The sequence below is a fragment of the Domibacillus sp. genome, assembly GCF_031181085.1.
Classification (GTDB): Bacteria; Bacillota; Bacilli; order Bacillales; family Domibacillaceae; genus Domibacillus.
Window position 1 is genome coordinate 26,552 of sequence record NZ_JAPSLE010000014.1, and the last position, 14,974, is coordinate 41,525.

The 14,974-nt window shown below is 43.0% G+C and carries 15 protein-coding genes; 6 read left to right on the top strand and 9 right to left on the bottom strand.

The features are described from left to right. Positions 1-29: 29 nt before the first annotated feature. From RIN81_RS15215 to RIN81_RS15230, 4 genes are all read right to left on the bottom strand, one after another. On the bottom strand, positions 30-998 hold the full coding sequence (locus RIN81_RS15215) for a PstS family phosphate ABC transporter substrate-binding protein (protein ID WP_309091605.1): 969 nt from the start codon (positions 996-998) through the stop codon (positions 30-32). Between the two features lie 293 nt (positions 999-1,291). Next, on the bottom strand, positions 1,292-3,436 hold the full coding sequence (locus RIN81_RS15220) for a peptidoglycan D,D-transpeptidase FtsI family protein (protein WP_309091632.1): 2,145 nt from the start codon (positions 3,434-3,436) through the stop codon (positions 1,292-1,294). A gap of 159 nt (positions 3,437-3,595) precedes the next feature. Further along, positions 3,596-4,204, bottom strand: a complete 609-nt coding sequence (locus RIN81_RS15225) for a superoxide dismutase (protein WP_050180865.1) — start codon at positions 4,202-4,204, stop codon at positions 3,596-3,598. A 246-nt stretch (positions 4,205-4,450) separates the two neighbouring features. After that, positions 4,451-6,085, bottom strand: a complete 1,635-nt coding sequence (locus RIN81_RS15230; protein WP_309091607.1) for a Na/Pi cotransporter family protein — start codon at positions 6,083-6,085, stop codon at positions 4,451-4,453. A 227-nt stretch (positions 6,086-6,312) separates the two neighbouring features. On the opposite strand from RIN81_RS15230, the gene RIN81_RS15235 reads away from it, so the two are divergent. The 3 genes from RIN81_RS15235 (at position 6,313) to RIN81_RS15245 (ending at position 8,638) form a co-directional block, all read left to right on the top strand. Next, entirely contained in the window at positions 6,313-6,846 is a 534-nt protein-coding gene (locus RIN81_RS15235) for a DUF1189 family protein (RefSeq protein ID WP_309091609.1), read from the top strand. A 95-nt stretch (positions 6,847-6,941) separates the two neighbouring features. Continuing rightward, positions 6,942-8,036, top strand: coding sequence for a flavodoxin-dependent (E)-4-hydroxy-3-methylbut-2-enyl-diphosphate synthase (gene ispG, locus RIN81_RS15240; protein WP_242233492.1), 1,095 nt, complete (start codon positions 6,942-6,944; stop codon positions 8,034-8,036). 5 nt (positions 8,037-8,041) lie between these two features. After that, positions 8,042-8,638, top strand: a complete 597-nt coding sequence (locus tag RIN81_RS15245) for a hypothetical protein (RefSeq protein WP_309091611.1) — start codon at positions 8,042-8,044, stop codon at positions 8,636-8,638. A 29-nt stretch (positions 8,639-8,667) separates the two neighbouring features. Here RIN81_RS15245 and RIN81_RS15250 read toward each other — a convergent pair whose 3' ends face one another. From RIN81_RS15250 to RIN81_RS15260, 3 genes are read right to left on the bottom strand one after another with little or no spacing between them, the layout of a single operon-like run. After that, positions 8,668-9,084 carry a Fur family transcriptional regulator gene (locus tag RIN81_RS15250; protein ID WP_242233443.1) on the bottom strand — a complete coding sequence of 139 codons (417 nt, stop codon included), beginning with the start codon at positions 9,082-9,084 and terminating at the stop codon, positions 8,668-8,670. Between the two features lie 16 nt (positions 9,085-9,100). Continuing rightward, positions 9,101-9,931 (bottom strand): metal ABC transporter permease, encoded by an 831-nt coding sequence (locus tag RIN81_RS15255; protein WP_309091613.1) that lies wholly within the window; start codon positions 9,929-9,931, stop codon positions 9,101-9,103. Between the two features lie 13 nt (positions 9,932-9,944). Then, complete coding sequence (locus RIN81_RS15260) at positions 9,945-10,712, bottom strand: metal ABC transporter ATP-binding protein (RefSeq protein WP_309091615.1); 768 nt, start codon at positions 10,710-10,712, stop codon at positions 9,945-9,947. Positions 10,713-10,817: 105 nt separating this feature from the next. Here RIN81_RS15260 and RIN81_RS15265 point away from each other — a divergent pair, with 105 nt between their 5' ends. After that, on the top strand, positions 10,818-11,084 hold the full coding sequence (locus tag RIN81_RS15265; RefSeq protein WP_309091617.1) for a DUF2624 family protein: 267 nt from the start codon (positions 10,818-10,820) through the stop codon (positions 11,082-11,084). On the opposite strand, the gene RIN81_RS15270 is transcribed toward RIN81_RS15265, so the two are convergent. Both RIN81_RS15270 and RIN81_RS15275 read right to left on the bottom strand, forming a co-directional pair. Next, positions 11,074-11,976 carry a deoxyribonuclease IV gene (locus RIN81_RS15270; protein WP_309091619.1) on the bottom strand — a complete coding sequence of 301 codons (903 nt, stop codon included), beginning with the start codon at positions 11,974-11,976 and terminating at the stop codon, positions 11,074-11,076. The genes RIN81_RS15265 and RIN81_RS15270 overlap by 11 nt on opposite strands. Before the next feature lie 14 nt (positions 11,977-11,990). Continuing rightward, the gene (locus RIN81_RS15275; RefSeq protein WP_309091621.1) at positions 11,991-13,304 is read right to left on the bottom strand and encodes a DEAD/DEAH box helicase; all 1,314 of its coding nucleotides are present in this window, start codon (positions 13,302-13,304) and stop codon (positions 11,991-11,993) included. Between the two features lie 139 nt (positions 13,305-13,443). Between RIN81_RS15275 and vrrA the strand changes: the two genes are divergently transcribed. Beyond that, the gene (gene vrrA / locus RIN81_RS15280; RefSeq protein WP_309091623.1) at positions 13,444-13,809 is read left to right on the top strand and encodes a VrrA/YqfQ family protein; all 366 of its coding nucleotides are present in this window, start codon (positions 13,444-13,446) and stop codon (positions 13,807-13,809) included. A 61-nt stretch (positions 13,810-13,870) separates the two neighbouring features. Then, positions 13,871-14,827 (top strand): 4-hydroxy-3-methylbut-2-enyl diphosphate reductase, encoded by a 957-nt coding sequence (locus tag RIN81_RS15285; protein WP_309091625.1) that lies wholly within the window; start codon positions 13,871-13,873, stop codon positions 14,825-14,827. Positions 14,828-14,974 lie beyond the last annotated feature (147 nt).

Genomic DNA, 14,974 nt, shown 5'->3' on the forward strand with positions numbered 1-14,974 from the left:
TTTATCCGCTTTTTTTAATCCAGTGACAATTATTTTAAGCCTTCAATTGTTTCAAGCTGCTTTGTATACTCCTCTTCAGGAAGAGCTACATATCCTACATCCTCTGCAAGAGCTGCTGCATTTTCAAGTGTAAATTGTGTATAAGCCTTTACTGCTTCATCTTCTTTAACAGCCGAGTTGCTTACATATGTGTACAATGGACGTGAAAGTGGCTCATACTCGCCGCTCTTAATTGTTTCAGCGTCTGGTGTAACGGCTTTTCCTTCTCCATTTACAATTGGTACCACTTTCAAGTTGTCTTTGTTTTCAAGGTAGTATGCATAACCAAAGTAACCAATTGAGTTTTTGTCTCCTGTTACACCTTGTACAAGAACGTTATCATCTTCAGAAAGTGTAGCGGACTTGTCGATTTGACCTCCGTCAAGAATTACTTCATCGAAATAATCAAATGTTCCGGAATCTGTACCTGGAGAGTAGAATTTAATTTCTTCAGCCGGCCAGCCTTCACGAATATCAGACCATTTTTTTGTTTTGCCATTATCAAGCCATAACTTTTTCAGTTCGTCTATTGTTAATTGGTCTACCCACTCATTCTCTTTGTTAACGACTACAGATAGTCCATCATAAGCAAGTTGAAGTTCTGTGTAATCAATACCCGCATCTTTAAGGCCTTGTGCTTCTTCATCCTTAATCGGGCGAGATGCGTTGCTCATTTGTGTTTCGCCAGCGATAAACTTTTCAAATCCACCGCCTGTACCAGACAATCCGACTGTTACTTTTACATCCGGCTGTTCAAGCATAAACTCCTCTGCTACTGCTTCAGCAATCGGATAAACTGTTGATGAACCATCGATCGAGATTTGGCCTTGAAGCTGTGCATCTTGTCCTTCTTCGCCATTTCCTCCTGCTCCATTATCAGCATTGTTATTGCCGCATGCACCCATTACAAGCGCTGATCCTACTAGTGCTGATAGTGTGAGAACTTTAACTGGTTTCATTCTTGATTTCCCCCTGCGAGTTTGTTTTTTGTTATCTGCTACATTGAATACAATAAAGGATGAGTATTAATAAGGTTTTAATGAAATGTTAAGGTTTTGTAAATCGCAGGCGATTTAAAGAAATAAATGTTGATTTTTATCATTGAAAGCGATTACTATGAAAAATAATTATTTTAAAAATTTTCTGACATCCCTTCTTATCGTTTTTATACATTCGTTGAACCCATCAAAACAGGTATAATCTTTTCAACAAAAAACAGCCTTTCCGTTAAAGTAAGCGGAAAGGCTGTTTTTTATTCGTCTTCAGATTCCTCTGTTTCAGATTCGTCTGCATCAGATGTTTCTGTACCTGTTTTTGGCACAATATCCTGATCAATCACGGCCTGGGCTGGTTTCTCACTGGCTCTTTGTTCTTTTAGCTCAAAATACTTGTCCATTGCCCGGCGGCCGATATAATGGTTGATCGGAATCGAACTGGAGCTGTCCTCATATGCCCACGGAACGACAACGGCCATCGCTACTTCCGGGTTGTCATAAGGAGCGTATCCAACAAGGGTCACATTCCAGGTCATTTGGTTTTTATTTTTTTCTTTTAAAGGACCGTCATATACACCTTCAGCTGTTCCTGTTTTGGCTGCCATTTTATACGGGGCATCCCCAAAATAGCTTGCCGCTGTTCCTTCGGATCCGTGAACAACAAGGCGGAACCCTTCCTGCACTTGTTCGATCCATCCAGGTTCAAGCTCCAGCGTATTTAATACATTAGGCTCAATTTCTTCCGCGATCGGACCAATTTTATTGGTTGAAGAAATCGGCTCCCTAATTTCTTTTACAATATGCGGCTGCATGCGGTAGCCGCCGTTTGCAATGGTCGATACATATTGCGCAAGCTGAAGCGGCGTATACGTATCAAACTGGCCAATGGAGAAGTCCAGAAGCTTACCGGGTTCGGTTTCATTAATGATTCCCTTGTACCCCTGTTGTTCACCCGGTAGGTCAATACCTGTTTTTACGCCGAGGCCAAATTGACTAAAGTATTTGCGCATCGTTGTAAACGCGTCAAAGTCAATTTTCAATCTTCCATACGGTACATAGCTCGTTCCACCGATTTCCATTGCTGTTTTAAACATGTATACATTGGAAGAACGCATCAGTGCATAGGTGTCACTAATACTCATGGCGCCATTTCTGTTAAACCACGAACTTTTTGAGTTTTTCGTTGCGCCAAAATAAAGCGGCTCATCAACGATGCGTTCACCCGGTTCATTGACCCCGGTCATATACCCTGTTAAAATAGTCGCTCCTTTTACAGCCGAGCCCATTGCATAAGATGTGGTCATGTTACCGAGTGCAAAATCGACAATTTTCGGTTTCCCATCAGATGTCGTGTATTGTTTCCCTGCCATGGCAAGAATTTCACCCGTGTTTGGATCCATCATGGTAACGAATGCCCGGTCTAAAAATGGATGATAACTTGATTTTGCTTTTGTCAGCTCTTCTTCAATGATCTTTTCTACGGCTGTTTGAAGGTCCATATCAATGGTTAAAACAAGATCGTCTCCACGCTGGCCTTCCGTAATGATTTCCGAATCAAGGATATTTCCTGATTTATCGGTCACATTTTTCATCTTTGTTTTCTGGCCGCGCAAAATATCTTCATATTGATATTCCAGATAACTTTTCCCTACCCGGTCATTGCGGCTGTAACCACGTGCCAGATAGTAGTCCGCCATTTCCCTTGGCAGTCCTTCTTTAGAAGAAGAAATATTGCCAAGCACCGTTTTTAACGTACCATCGTATGCATACGCACGTTCCCAGTCGGTAGTGGTATTCACACCCGGAAGGGATGATAAGTTCTCACTCACTACAGCGTATTCTACATCCGTTACATTTTCATTTTTAACAATTTGCGGTGTTTGCGCGTAACCCGCTGTAAACGCTCTGTAAATGGCTAATACTTCAAGTTCTGCCGCTGTCAGCTCACTTAAATCTGTTTCTGAAATTCGATCCAGCTGCATGTCATAAATTTCATCTTCTGTAAGCTTGTCTTCTTTGTAAGCAGCCCATTCTGCATTGGTAATTTTTGCTTCTGCTTTTTTCGGGTGTTTCGTGATCCAAAAATCTTTTTTATCACGCTCCGTCACTTGATCCGTCTCTTTTTCAATTAACTGGGCAAGTTTTTCTGCTGTTTTCATCATTTCTTCTGGATCCGCATTGGAAGAACGTGTATACGTAATTGCATTTTGCGGCTTGTTATCTACTACGACTTTCCCGTACCGGTCATAAATTTTCCCGCGCGGCACGCTTGTGTTCACTGTTACATCTTCTGTCCGCTCAATTTTGCGCTGATAATCTTCTCCCTGTACAATTTGGACAATACCAAGCCGGAATATCAGAGCCGAAAACAATAGGAAAACCACAAAAAACAGCATGTTCATCCGAAACGGTACATGCGTTTTTTTCTTCTTATTCGCTTTTTTCAACCGCCTAACCCTTTCTTCGTTTCATTTACTCTATTATTCATTGTATCGAAATCAATGGGTTTTTTCCACCAAAAAACCGGCCCGATAATCGGACCGGCTTTATGAGCACTTATATCAAAGAGCTGCTTCGTAGCGTTTTGAAACTTCATCCCAATTTACTACATTCCAGAATGCAGCTATGTAATCTGGGCGACGGTTTTGGTAATTTAAGTAGTACGCATGCTCCCATACGTCAAGGCCAAGGATTGGTGTTTTGCCTTCCATAATTGGGGAGTCCTGGTTTGGTGTGCTCGAAAGGTCAAGTTCGCCATTTGCAACAGAAAGCCATGCCCAGCCTGAACCGAAGCGTGTAGCTCCCGCTTTTGCAAATTCTTCTTTGAACGCGTCAAAGCTTCCGAATTTTGCATCGATTGCTTCCGCAAGCTTTCCAGTTGGCGCGCCTCCGCCGTTTGGCGAAAGAAGCTGCCAGAAAAGAGAATGGTTTGCATGGCCGCCGCCGTTGTTGCGTACCGCAGTACGTGCAGATTCAGGAACTGCATCTAAGTTTGCAATCACTTCTTCTACTGATTTAGAAAGAAGCTCTTCATTTCCCTCTAGGGCTGCGTTTAAGTTTGTAACGTACGTGTTGTGATGTTTTGTGTGATGGATGTTCATCGTTTCTTTATCGATGTGGGGTTCTAGTGCGTCATACGCATAAGGTAGCTGTGGTAATTCAAAAGCCATTGTTTAATTCCTCCCAAAATAAAGTGATTTACCTAACATAACTAAGATTAACAAAATTGTGAACACGGCGCAATGATTATGCCCATAACAAAAAGCAAAGCGAAGGCGGGACAAGCCAACAATCAACATGCTTCTTCCCACGCCTCTAAAAGCTATTAAACAAAGTCTTTCAACGAATTACTTCCGTGCCAATAACAGCCCTATGCTCATACATAAAATAAAGCCGCCATAACGGCGGCTTATTACTTATAAATCACGAGTGCCTAAAACAGCTTCTGCTACATTTACAGCATGGTCACCCATACGTTCTAAGTTTGAGATCATATCTACAAAAGCGACGCCTGCCTGTCCTGTGCATTTTCTTTCATTTAAACGCAGAATATGCTGTTTCCGAAGTTTCCGTTCCATCTTATCAATCAATTCTTCCTGTTCTGCTACTTCGCGTGCAAGAGCTAAGTCGTTAGCATCCAAGGCACGAATTGCTTTTGAAACAGTTTCTGTAGTCAGTTCAAACATTTCATTAAGATCTGCTGCCGCCTGTCCTGAAATAACTACTTTATTGGCTTGTTGATATTCCACCAACTCGCATATATTTTCTGCATGGTCCCCGATTCTTTCAATATCACGAACAGCATCTAATAAACTGGAATGCCGCTCTGAATCTGTAGAACTCAATTGCTTTGCGCCGACTTGCACAAGGTAATCAGTAATTTTTTGATCAAGGTTATTAATCGCTTGCTCAATTTGCTCTGCATTTGAAGCATGCTTTTGCTGTCTCGTTTTTAAATATTCGTGTGTTTCTTCCATGCCTTTAACCGCAAAGTTCCCCATACGAACAACTTCTTCTTTCGCCTGGCTTAGCGCGATCGAGGAAGATTGTTCAATAAAAATCGGATCTAAATGCTTCGGCTTGTATTCAATAATTGCATCATCGCCAGGAATAAGCTTTGTTACAATCGCTGCAAGCACTGCCACAAATGGTAATTGAATGATCGTATTGGTTACGTTAAAGGTCCCATGTGCAAAGGCAATCGTCATTTCCGGATTGAGCCCTAAAGATTGCTGCAAATAACTAATCAAAGCTGTATACAGCGGCAGGATAACCAAGAAGATTATCGTACCAATAATATTAAATAGCACATGGGTTGCAGCAGCTCGTCTAGCCGCAATAGATGCACCAACCGAAGCAAGTACCGCTGTAATTGTTGTCCCGATGTTATCTCCAAACAAAACAGGAAGAGCTGCATCCAGGTTAAGAAGCCCTTCAGCAAAAAGGCCTTGGAGAATACCAATTGTGGCACTGGAACTTTGAACAAGCACCGTAAACAACGTGCCGATAACAACACCTAAAACAGGGTTCGACGCCATGCTAACCGTTAAATCGTGGAATGCTTCAAGACTGCGAAGCGGCTTCATTCCTCCGCTCATTAGCTCCAAGCCATAGAAAAGCGCACCAAAACCAAAAATAATCCGGCCCACATTGTTTGTTTTTTTGCTTTTGAAAAAGAAAATGAGTATGGATCCAAGAGCAATAATTGGAAGCGCATATTCACCAATATCAATACCAATGATAAATGCTGTCACAGTCGTGCCGATATTAGCACCCATAATTACTCCTATCGCTTGTTTAAGCGTCATAAAGCCAGCACTGACCAGCCCAACCGTAATTACCGTTGTGCCAGAACTACTTTGGATTAAGATTGTTACTAAAATTCCGGCTAAAACGCCCATTAAGGGGTTTGTGGTAAATCGGTCTAAAATATCGCGAAGGCGGTCGCCGGCCGAAGCCTGGAGTCCATCCCCCATTTGCTTAATACCGTATAAAAATATACCTAAACCTCCAAAAAATTGAAAAAGAATTTCTTGGACATTAATTTCCATTTCTTCAGCTCCACTCAGATGTTTTCGACAAATTCCTCACTAATTATTAAGAAAATATATTATAAAAGTAAAGCCTCTACCTTCAAAATTTACATTTGATTAAAAAAACTCCCCTATTGTTACAATAACATTACAAACAATGACCGTTATAACTAAAATATGATAGATTCCTAAGTCTTCCTTCTATATAATAAATGGTAATTTCGTGTAGAAAGGATCTCGCTCACATGACATTATTCAAAAGATTTAGTAAAAGTTTATACTCTCCGAAACATATTGCATCTTTTCGATTTGAAAGCATCGGTAAAACAATCACCTATATATTTTTTCTTTCATTTATCATGTTTCTGCCGGCTTTTTGGCCATCTTTCGTTTATATATTTACAAATGCCGACTGGGCAGCAGATAAAGTAAAAGAGCTTTTTCCTTTCATATCCATTCACCGGAATCAGCCGGTAAATGAGGCCATTTTTTTGCTCACTGTACTTTTTTTCTATTATCTTTTTCTTTCATTTACATTATTCCTAAAAACAACGTCGTTTGCTTTAATTGCTTTAATACTTGTCTTATTCTTAAAAAAGCGCGGCGAATACCGCCATCTATTTAGGATGGCAGCTTACTCTTTGACTTTACCGCTTTGTATAATGGCAGCAGCTGATATAAGCAGCCTAACCTTCTTACACACTTATTGGTTTGATTGGCTGCTTGTTCTTAGTATGGTTCTTTTTTCCACACACTATCTTCCTCCCGCAATGCAGTGAACGGAATTGTTGTCTGAACAGCCGCTCCTCTGATAGAATGAAACAGATATGATAGTCAGATTAACTTTTAAAGGAGCGAATCACCATTGAGTGAAATCACCCACCGCACGAAAACCCGTCCAGTGAAAGTTGGCAATTTAACGATTGGCGGAAACGACCAGGTTGTTATTCAAAGTATGACCACAACAAAAACACACGACGTTGAAGCAACAGTTGCTGAAATAAACCGCCTTGAAGAAGCGGGCTGCCAAGTTGTACGCGTTGCCGTTCCGGACGAGCGTGCTGCAGACGCGCTTGCGGCGATCAAGAGCCAAATTAACATTCCGCTCGTTGCGGATATTCATTTTGATTATAAATTAGCACTCAAGGCGATTGAAGCAGGCGTTGATAAAATCCGTATCAACCCGGGCAACATTGGACGCCGTGAGAAAGTGGAGGCTGTTGTAAACGCAGCAAAAGCGAAAGGTGTGCCGATTCGAATTGGCGTTAACGCCGGAAGCTTAGAGCGCAAAATTCTTGAAAAGTACGGCTATCCGACAGCAGACGGCATGGTTGAAAGTGCTCTTCATCACATTAAAATTTTAGAAGATCTTGATTTCCATGACATCATTGTTTCCATGAAAGCATCGGATGTAAACTTAGCCATTGAAGCATACGAAAAAGCAGCAAAAGCATTTGATTACCCGCTGCACCTGGGGATCACAGAATCCGGCACTCTTTTTGCAGGAACTGTAAAAAGTGCGGCGGGCCTTGGTGCCATCTTAAGCAAAGGAATTGGGAACACGCTCCGTATCTCACTAAGTGCCGATCCGGTTGAAGAAGTGAAAGTAGCACGCGAACTGCTGAAATCATTTGGCCTGGCTGCCAATGCGGCTACACTTATTTCATGCCCAACATGCGGTCGAATTGAAATCGACTTGATTTCGATTGCAAATGAAGTAGAAGAGTATATTTCCAAGATTAAAGCACCTATTAAAGTCGCGGTACTTGGCTGTGCAGTAAATGGGCCAGGTGAGGCACGCGAAGCGGACATCGGTATTGCGGGCGCCCGCGGTGAAGGCCTCCTGTTCCGCCACGGTAAAACAGTCCGAAAAGTACCGGAAGAAACAATGGTTGAAGAATTGAAAAAAGAGATCGATTTGATTGCGGAAGAGTATCACCGGAAACAAGCGCTTGCGGTCGAGCAGTGATTGCAATGTCACAAAAACGGTTCGGTATAGATATTGACGGTACAGTCACTTGTCCAGCAAGCCTTGTTCCTTTTATTAACGAAGCTTTCTCGCTTAATATTACTCTTGAGGATATCAAACAGTATGATTTATCGGCTGCTTTGAACATTCCGCCAGACAAAATGCGGGATTGGTTTGATCAAACAGAGCCTGCTATTTATGCCGCTTCCCCTTTGGCGGAGGGAGCGGACAGCATTTTAGCAAAATGGCAGAAACAGTTTCACCTGCTTTTTATAAGCGCAAGACGCCAGCATCTTTTTGATGTCACCGAGCAGTGGTTTCAAGATAAGCAAATTTATTATGATCATATTGAATTAATCGGCTCTCACGATAAAGTGGAAGCAGCAAAACGGCACAAGGTGGATATTTTCTTTGAGGATAAACACGACAATGCCGTTACGCTGGCGGAAGAGCTGCATATTCCCGTTGTTTTATTTAACACACCTTATAATCAAGATCCCGTTCCTGATCATGTCGTTCGCGTGAACAATTGGCATGAAGCGGATTTATGGGTGCAACAGTGGCTTGAGCAAGGCGAAATCCGTCCGCTTATACACACATAAAAAAGCGTGACCAGAAGAAATTCTTTTGGTCACGCTTTTTTCATGCATTTTTCACACTTGCCGTATACTTCAAACTTGTGTCCGGTGATCTCGCAGCCTGCGAGCTCCCTCACTTCGTTCATGGGACACATATCTATTTCTTTTGTTTTTCCGCATTCCATGCAAATAAAGTGATGATGGTGATGATTGTGAGAACAGGCAAAGCGGAAATGACGCTCGCCCGACAGCTCGGTTTCTTCCAATATATTCATTTCAGCAAAAAGAGCCAAATTACGGTAAATCGTATCAAAACTCAGGCCCGGATAGTCATGTTTCATTTCTTCGAGAACATCCTTTGCTGTTAAGTATTTATCCTGTCTTGCAAACAGTGCCAGCATTTCCTCCCGCTTTCCTGTTTGCTTATAGCCTTTTTCTTTCATGATTTCCATCGCTTTTGTTAAATTCATGATGGACCCCTCTTTACTAGTTTTTCTCTTTTTTCCAAAAAATTACTCCTAACAAAATAATAATAGACGTTACAACGATCGTACCGCCCGGTGCCAGGTCAAGATAAAAAGCACTGATTAAGCCGGCAATCACGGAAACTTCTCCAAATAAAACAGACAGCCAGATGGTTTGCTTAAATCCTTTCGCAATCCGCATAGCAGCCGCAACAGGAAGTGTCATTAAAGCCGATACAAGCAAAACACCGACAATTCTCATTGAAACGGCAATCACAAGAGCTGTTAAAATAATAAATGCGAGATGTACGGCCTTAGATGGGATGCCTGAGGCTTTTGCATACTCTTCATCGAACGATAAAACAAACAATTCCTTATACAGTAAGTACACTGTAACAAGAACAATGATGCTGATTCCGATAACAGCATATAAATCATTTCGGCTCACCGCGCTGACACTGCCGAATAAGTAGCTGAACAAATCTGTATTAAACCCGTTTGCAATGGAAATCAGAATAACGCCAAGTCCAATTCCTCCGGACATCATAATCGGGATGGCCAGCTCTTGATAATGTTTATACACGTTTCGCAGCCGTTCCACCAGCAGGGAGCCCCCAACGGAAAATACCATTCCAAAATAAAGCGGGTTTACAGCGGAAAGCGCCGGAAAGGTTTGTCCAAGAAGCAGGCCTGCCGCAATGCCTGACAGCGTAACGTGGCTTAGCGCATCTGCAATGAGAGACAAACGGCGTACTACTATGAATGCGCCGAGCAGTGGCGCAATAATACCAATAATTGCGCCGGATAAAAATGCATTCTGCAAAAACTCATAGGTGAAAATAGCTTCTATCATAATGGTCTTCCCTTCAGTGATCGTGATGATGATCAAGCAGGCGGATGCCGTGTCCATATAAATCGGACAGTTCTTGCTCATCAAGTTCTACAAATTGCTGCATACTGCCGTGAAAATGCAGATACTTATTTAAGCAGGCTACATGTGTCACTTTGTCGGTAATGGCGCCAATGTCATGCGTGACAAGCAGCAGCGTCATCCCCAGGTCTTGATTCAAATGCGTCAACATATGGTAAAATGATTCGACATTTTGGCTGTCTACCCCAACCGTTGGCTCGTCCAAAATTAAAACAGATGGATTAGATACGATAGCCCGGGCGATGAATACACGCTGCTGCTGGCCGCCGGATAAATCACCGATATTGCGTGTTAAAAAAGACTCCATTCCAACAGCGCGAACAGCCTGTTCTACCGCTTCCTTTTCTTTAGAACCCGGACGACGGAACAATCCCATTTTTTTTACGAGTCCGCCCATGACGACTTCAAAAACAGTTGCCGGAAAACCGGTATTAAAAGAATTCGCTTTTTGCGAAACAAAACCAATCCGGTCCCATTCCCTAAATTTATCTTGCGGAACACCAAAAAGTTCTACGTGCCCCTCTTTGGCTTTTAATAAGCCTAATATAATTTTTAATAATGTTGATTTCCCAGATCCGTTTGGGCCGACCAGGCCGACGAAGGAACCTTTTGGAATCGACAGATTGATCCGCTCGAGAACATTTTCGCGGTCATAACGAAAGTTCACGTCGCGTATATCAATGACAGGCGGTTTTTCCTTCATATATAGAACTCCTTTAAGGTAAGAATGATTACGATTTAAACACTATCCAGTATACAGGATGGCCGCTCTCAAGTAAATGAAGTGACCTTAAGAAAGGAGCCCGGTATGCAGCCTCTTCATCAAATGATCAATCGCCGTGTTCAAACCATCACAAAAGCTGAGCTGATGGAGCAAGCAAGAAAATTCCAAGTTTCCTTGACCGAAAAGCAGGCGAATCAGTTTATCGACTGGCTCGCCCGCCACGAAGTGGATTTGTTTTCCGAAACAAAAAGGACCGAGCTTTTTCAAGCAGCTGAAAGGATTCTCGGCAAACGAGAAGCCGCAGCGCTTGAAAAAATGCTCCGTCCATATATGCACTTCCTTAAGTTATAACGCCTGCTACAATTTTTTCCCTTATGCCTTCATCAAATTGCTTGCCTCGAAGCATGGCAATTTCCTGAAGGTATGGGGGTTTTTTTGTATTTTTATCTTCTCCTATATAAGGTGTTTCCAAGATTTTAGGAATATCGGTCAACTGAGGATGATGCACGATATAAGACAGCGCATCAAAGCCAATATAGCCAAAGCCAATATTTTCGTGCCGGTCTTTACCGGCGCCGCGCTCATTTTTACTGTCATTGATGTGCAGCACTTTAAGGCGGTCCACACCGATCATTCGATCAAATTGATCTAAAACTCCGTCAAAGTCCTCTCGAATTGGATAACCCGCATCATGTGTATGGCACGTATCAAAGCAGACCGATAATTTATCGTTATGATGGACCATATCCATAATCATCGCGATTTCTTCAAATTGGCGGCCGCATTCTGTTCCTTTTCCAGCCATCGTCTCCAGCGCAATTTGCACGGACTGGTTTTGCTGAAGCACTTCGTTCAAACCTTCCGCAATTTTTTCCAGCCCTGCTTCGGTTCCAGCTCCAACATGGGCGCCTGGATGAAGCACAATCTGGCTCGCACCAATTGCTGTTGACCGTTCGATTTCCATATGAAGAAAATCTACTCCCAGCTCGAATGTTTCCGGCTTGATGGTATTGCCAAGGTTAATGATATAAGGAGCGTGAACGACAATTTCGCTGATTCCGTTTTGCTCCATATGGCGGCGCCCGGCCTCGATATTCAGGTCCTCAATTGGCTTTCGGCGCGTGTTCTGAGGGGCGCCTGTATACACCATAAAGGTAGATGCGCCGTAAGAAATTGCTTCTTCACTAGCACCAAGCAGCATTTTTTTGCCGCTCATTGAAACGTGTGATCCTATTTTCAACATTCTTAAACTCCCTGTTACTTTTTATTGCGGGCGTCAATACGGCGCTGGCGTTTTTCAATTTTTGCTACTTCCATTTTCCGTTTCTTTTTATAGCCCGGCTTCACTTTTTGCGGGCGGCTTGTGACCGCTCTGACTTTCGGATTGATCGTATCTTCTTTTTTCTCCCGTTTTTTACGGCGATTACGATCGGCTGTTTCAACCATTTCTCCACCTTTGATATCACCATTCGAAAACGTAATATCGCGTTTTTCCAGTTTTGCGATCGCATCTTCATCAGCTGGAAGATAAACTGTTGCACAAATGCCGGATGCACCGGCACGAGCTGTACGGCCTGCCCGGTGAATGTAAAAGTCAAGATCTGCTGGCAGCTCATAGTTAATCACATGGCTGACGCCTTCAATATCAATCCCGCGGGCAGCAAGGTCTGTGGCGACAATATAACGGTACTCAAGGTCATGAACCTGCTTCATCATTTTTTTCCGTTCACGAGGCGGCAGGTCACCGTGGATACGACCGGTTTTCAAGCCTTTTGCCGCTAGCTTATCCGCTACTTCATCCGCTTTTTGCTTCGTGTTTGTGAATACAACAGCCAGATACGGATTAAAGGCTTGCAGTAGATCATACACAACGTCTACTTTATCACGGCTCTTTGCCGCTACAAGCAAATGTTCGATGTTAGCAGCAGATGCGCGTTTAGGCTCAATGTGTACGTATTCCGGATTTTCCATGTATTTTTTCAAAAAAGGTTTTAGTTTCTGCGGAATAGTAGCAGAAAAAACAAACATGCCAAGCTCTTCTGGCATACCGGATGCAATTCGATCTACATCATTGATAAAGCCCATATCAAGCATTAAATCAGCTTCATCTACAACAAGCATTTCCGCTTTGTGAACAGAAATCGCATTATCGCCAATAAGGTCAGCAATTCTTCCCGGTGTCCCAACCATGATGTGTGGCGGGTTTTTCAATCGCTCTATATCCCGTTTTTTATCCGTTCCCCCGACAAAATGACGGATAGAAATCTCTTCCTCTGATTCTTTTGCCACTTTTTGGAATGCCTGATAAATCTGCGTGGCTAGTTCGCGCGTTGGAGCTGTAATTACAGCCTGCACTTCTTTTTTGTCGATTTCAATACGGTTTAAAATAGGCAGTACATATGAATGGGTTTTTCCTGTGCCCGTTTGGGATTGTCCAATTGCGCTTTCTCCTTTTAGGATAAGCGGAATCATATTACGTTGAATCGGCGTAGGCTCTTTGAAGCGCAACGCTTCGATTCCTTTATAAATAAACGGCTTTAGACCGTATTGTTCAAATGTATAGTTTGCCATATGGCATCAAATTCCTTTCACGTTCAAAGTTTATGCACGTTACGATAATATACTAAAAGCGTCAAGAAAGCAAAAGAAGGTTTACGCACATGATCTTTCCAATATGAATACGATAGAGAAAAAGGAAAGGGTGACTACGTTGCTGCCTCGATATGCACCGAATGCCAGACGTGGATTTTTTTATACTCCTCCCCCTACCCACCCGCCTGTTCAGCCGCCAATGCCTCCGTTCTTCGGTACAGCCGCAAAATCGGGACGGTGGCTGGAACAAGCCAGACAGGTCATGGCGACTGCTGAACAGATGAGGCCGTTGATTGAACAGTACGGCCCGCTTGTTAAAAACCTTCCGGCTATGTGGAGGCTTTACCGGACCGTACAATCCATGCCGGACCCTGAAAGCGATCCACAGCAAGAAGTAAAAGAAGCGGCAAGCACTCTGCCTCCACAGCGTGAAAAAATGCGGACAGCTGAGTCTGTGCCCTGGTTTCCGGGCCGGCTTGATTGATCGCTTTGTTTTCCCTGCTTTCTCCTTTATAATAAAGTGAGAAGCTGGAGGAGGATGCTGTATGAAAATAATAAAAATTTCACCACGCGGTTACTGTTACGGTGTTGTTGATGCAATGGTTATTGCCCGTAACGCCGCTCTTGATAAAACATTGCCGCGTCCGATCTATATTTTAGGCATGATTGTACACAACAAACATGTTACAGATGCTTTTGAAGCGGAAGGCATCATTACCCTTGACGGAAAAAACCGAAAAGACATTATTGAGCAGGTATCAGAAGGCACAATCATTTTCACGGCTCACGGTGTGTCGCCGGAAGTACGGGAAATTGCCCGCCAAAAAAACTTAACGACAATCGATGCAACCTGTCCGGATGTTACCGTTACCCATGATTTAATCCGGGCTAAAAAAGCAGAAGGCTATCATGTGATTTACATCGGCAAAAAAGGGCATCCGGAACCGGAAGGCGCCGTTGGTGTGGCACCGGAAATTGTTCACCTTGTGGAAAATGCAGACGATGTTAAGGCGCTGGACATGAAAAATGATAAAATTATCGTTACAAACCAAACAACCATGAGCCAATGGGATGTTATTGATATTATGGATGCGATCAAAGAAAAGTATCCACATGCAGAAATGCATAAAGAAATCTGCCTTGCGACGCAAGTGCGGCAGGAAGCAGTGGCTGAACAAGCCGGTGAAGCAGACGTACTGATTGTCGTAGGAGATCCGAAAAGCAATAACTCCAATCGACTTGCGCAGGTGTCTATTGAAATTGCCGGCACCAGTGCATACCGGGTGTCTGATGTTTCTGAAATTAATATTGACTGGCTTAAAGATGCCGAAACAGTGGCTGTCACCGCCGGCGCTTCTACACCAACACCTATCGTAAAAGAAGTGATTCAGTTTTTAGAAGCATTTGACCCCGAAGATGAATCAACCTGGGTACGCGAGCGAAAAGTACCGCTTGAGAAAATTTTGCCTAAAGTAAAAAAATCGACGTTAACCTCACGTTAAAAAAGCAGCTCCGTTTAAGGAGCTGCTTCAGGCTGTCGACAAAGTCGACAGTCCTTTTTAATATTGAATGAGCAATCAAGGTTTTGTGTTGTTTTAGTTACAAGTCAACTAAATAAGCTAAAACAAAAAGACGAAAACCCCATTTTC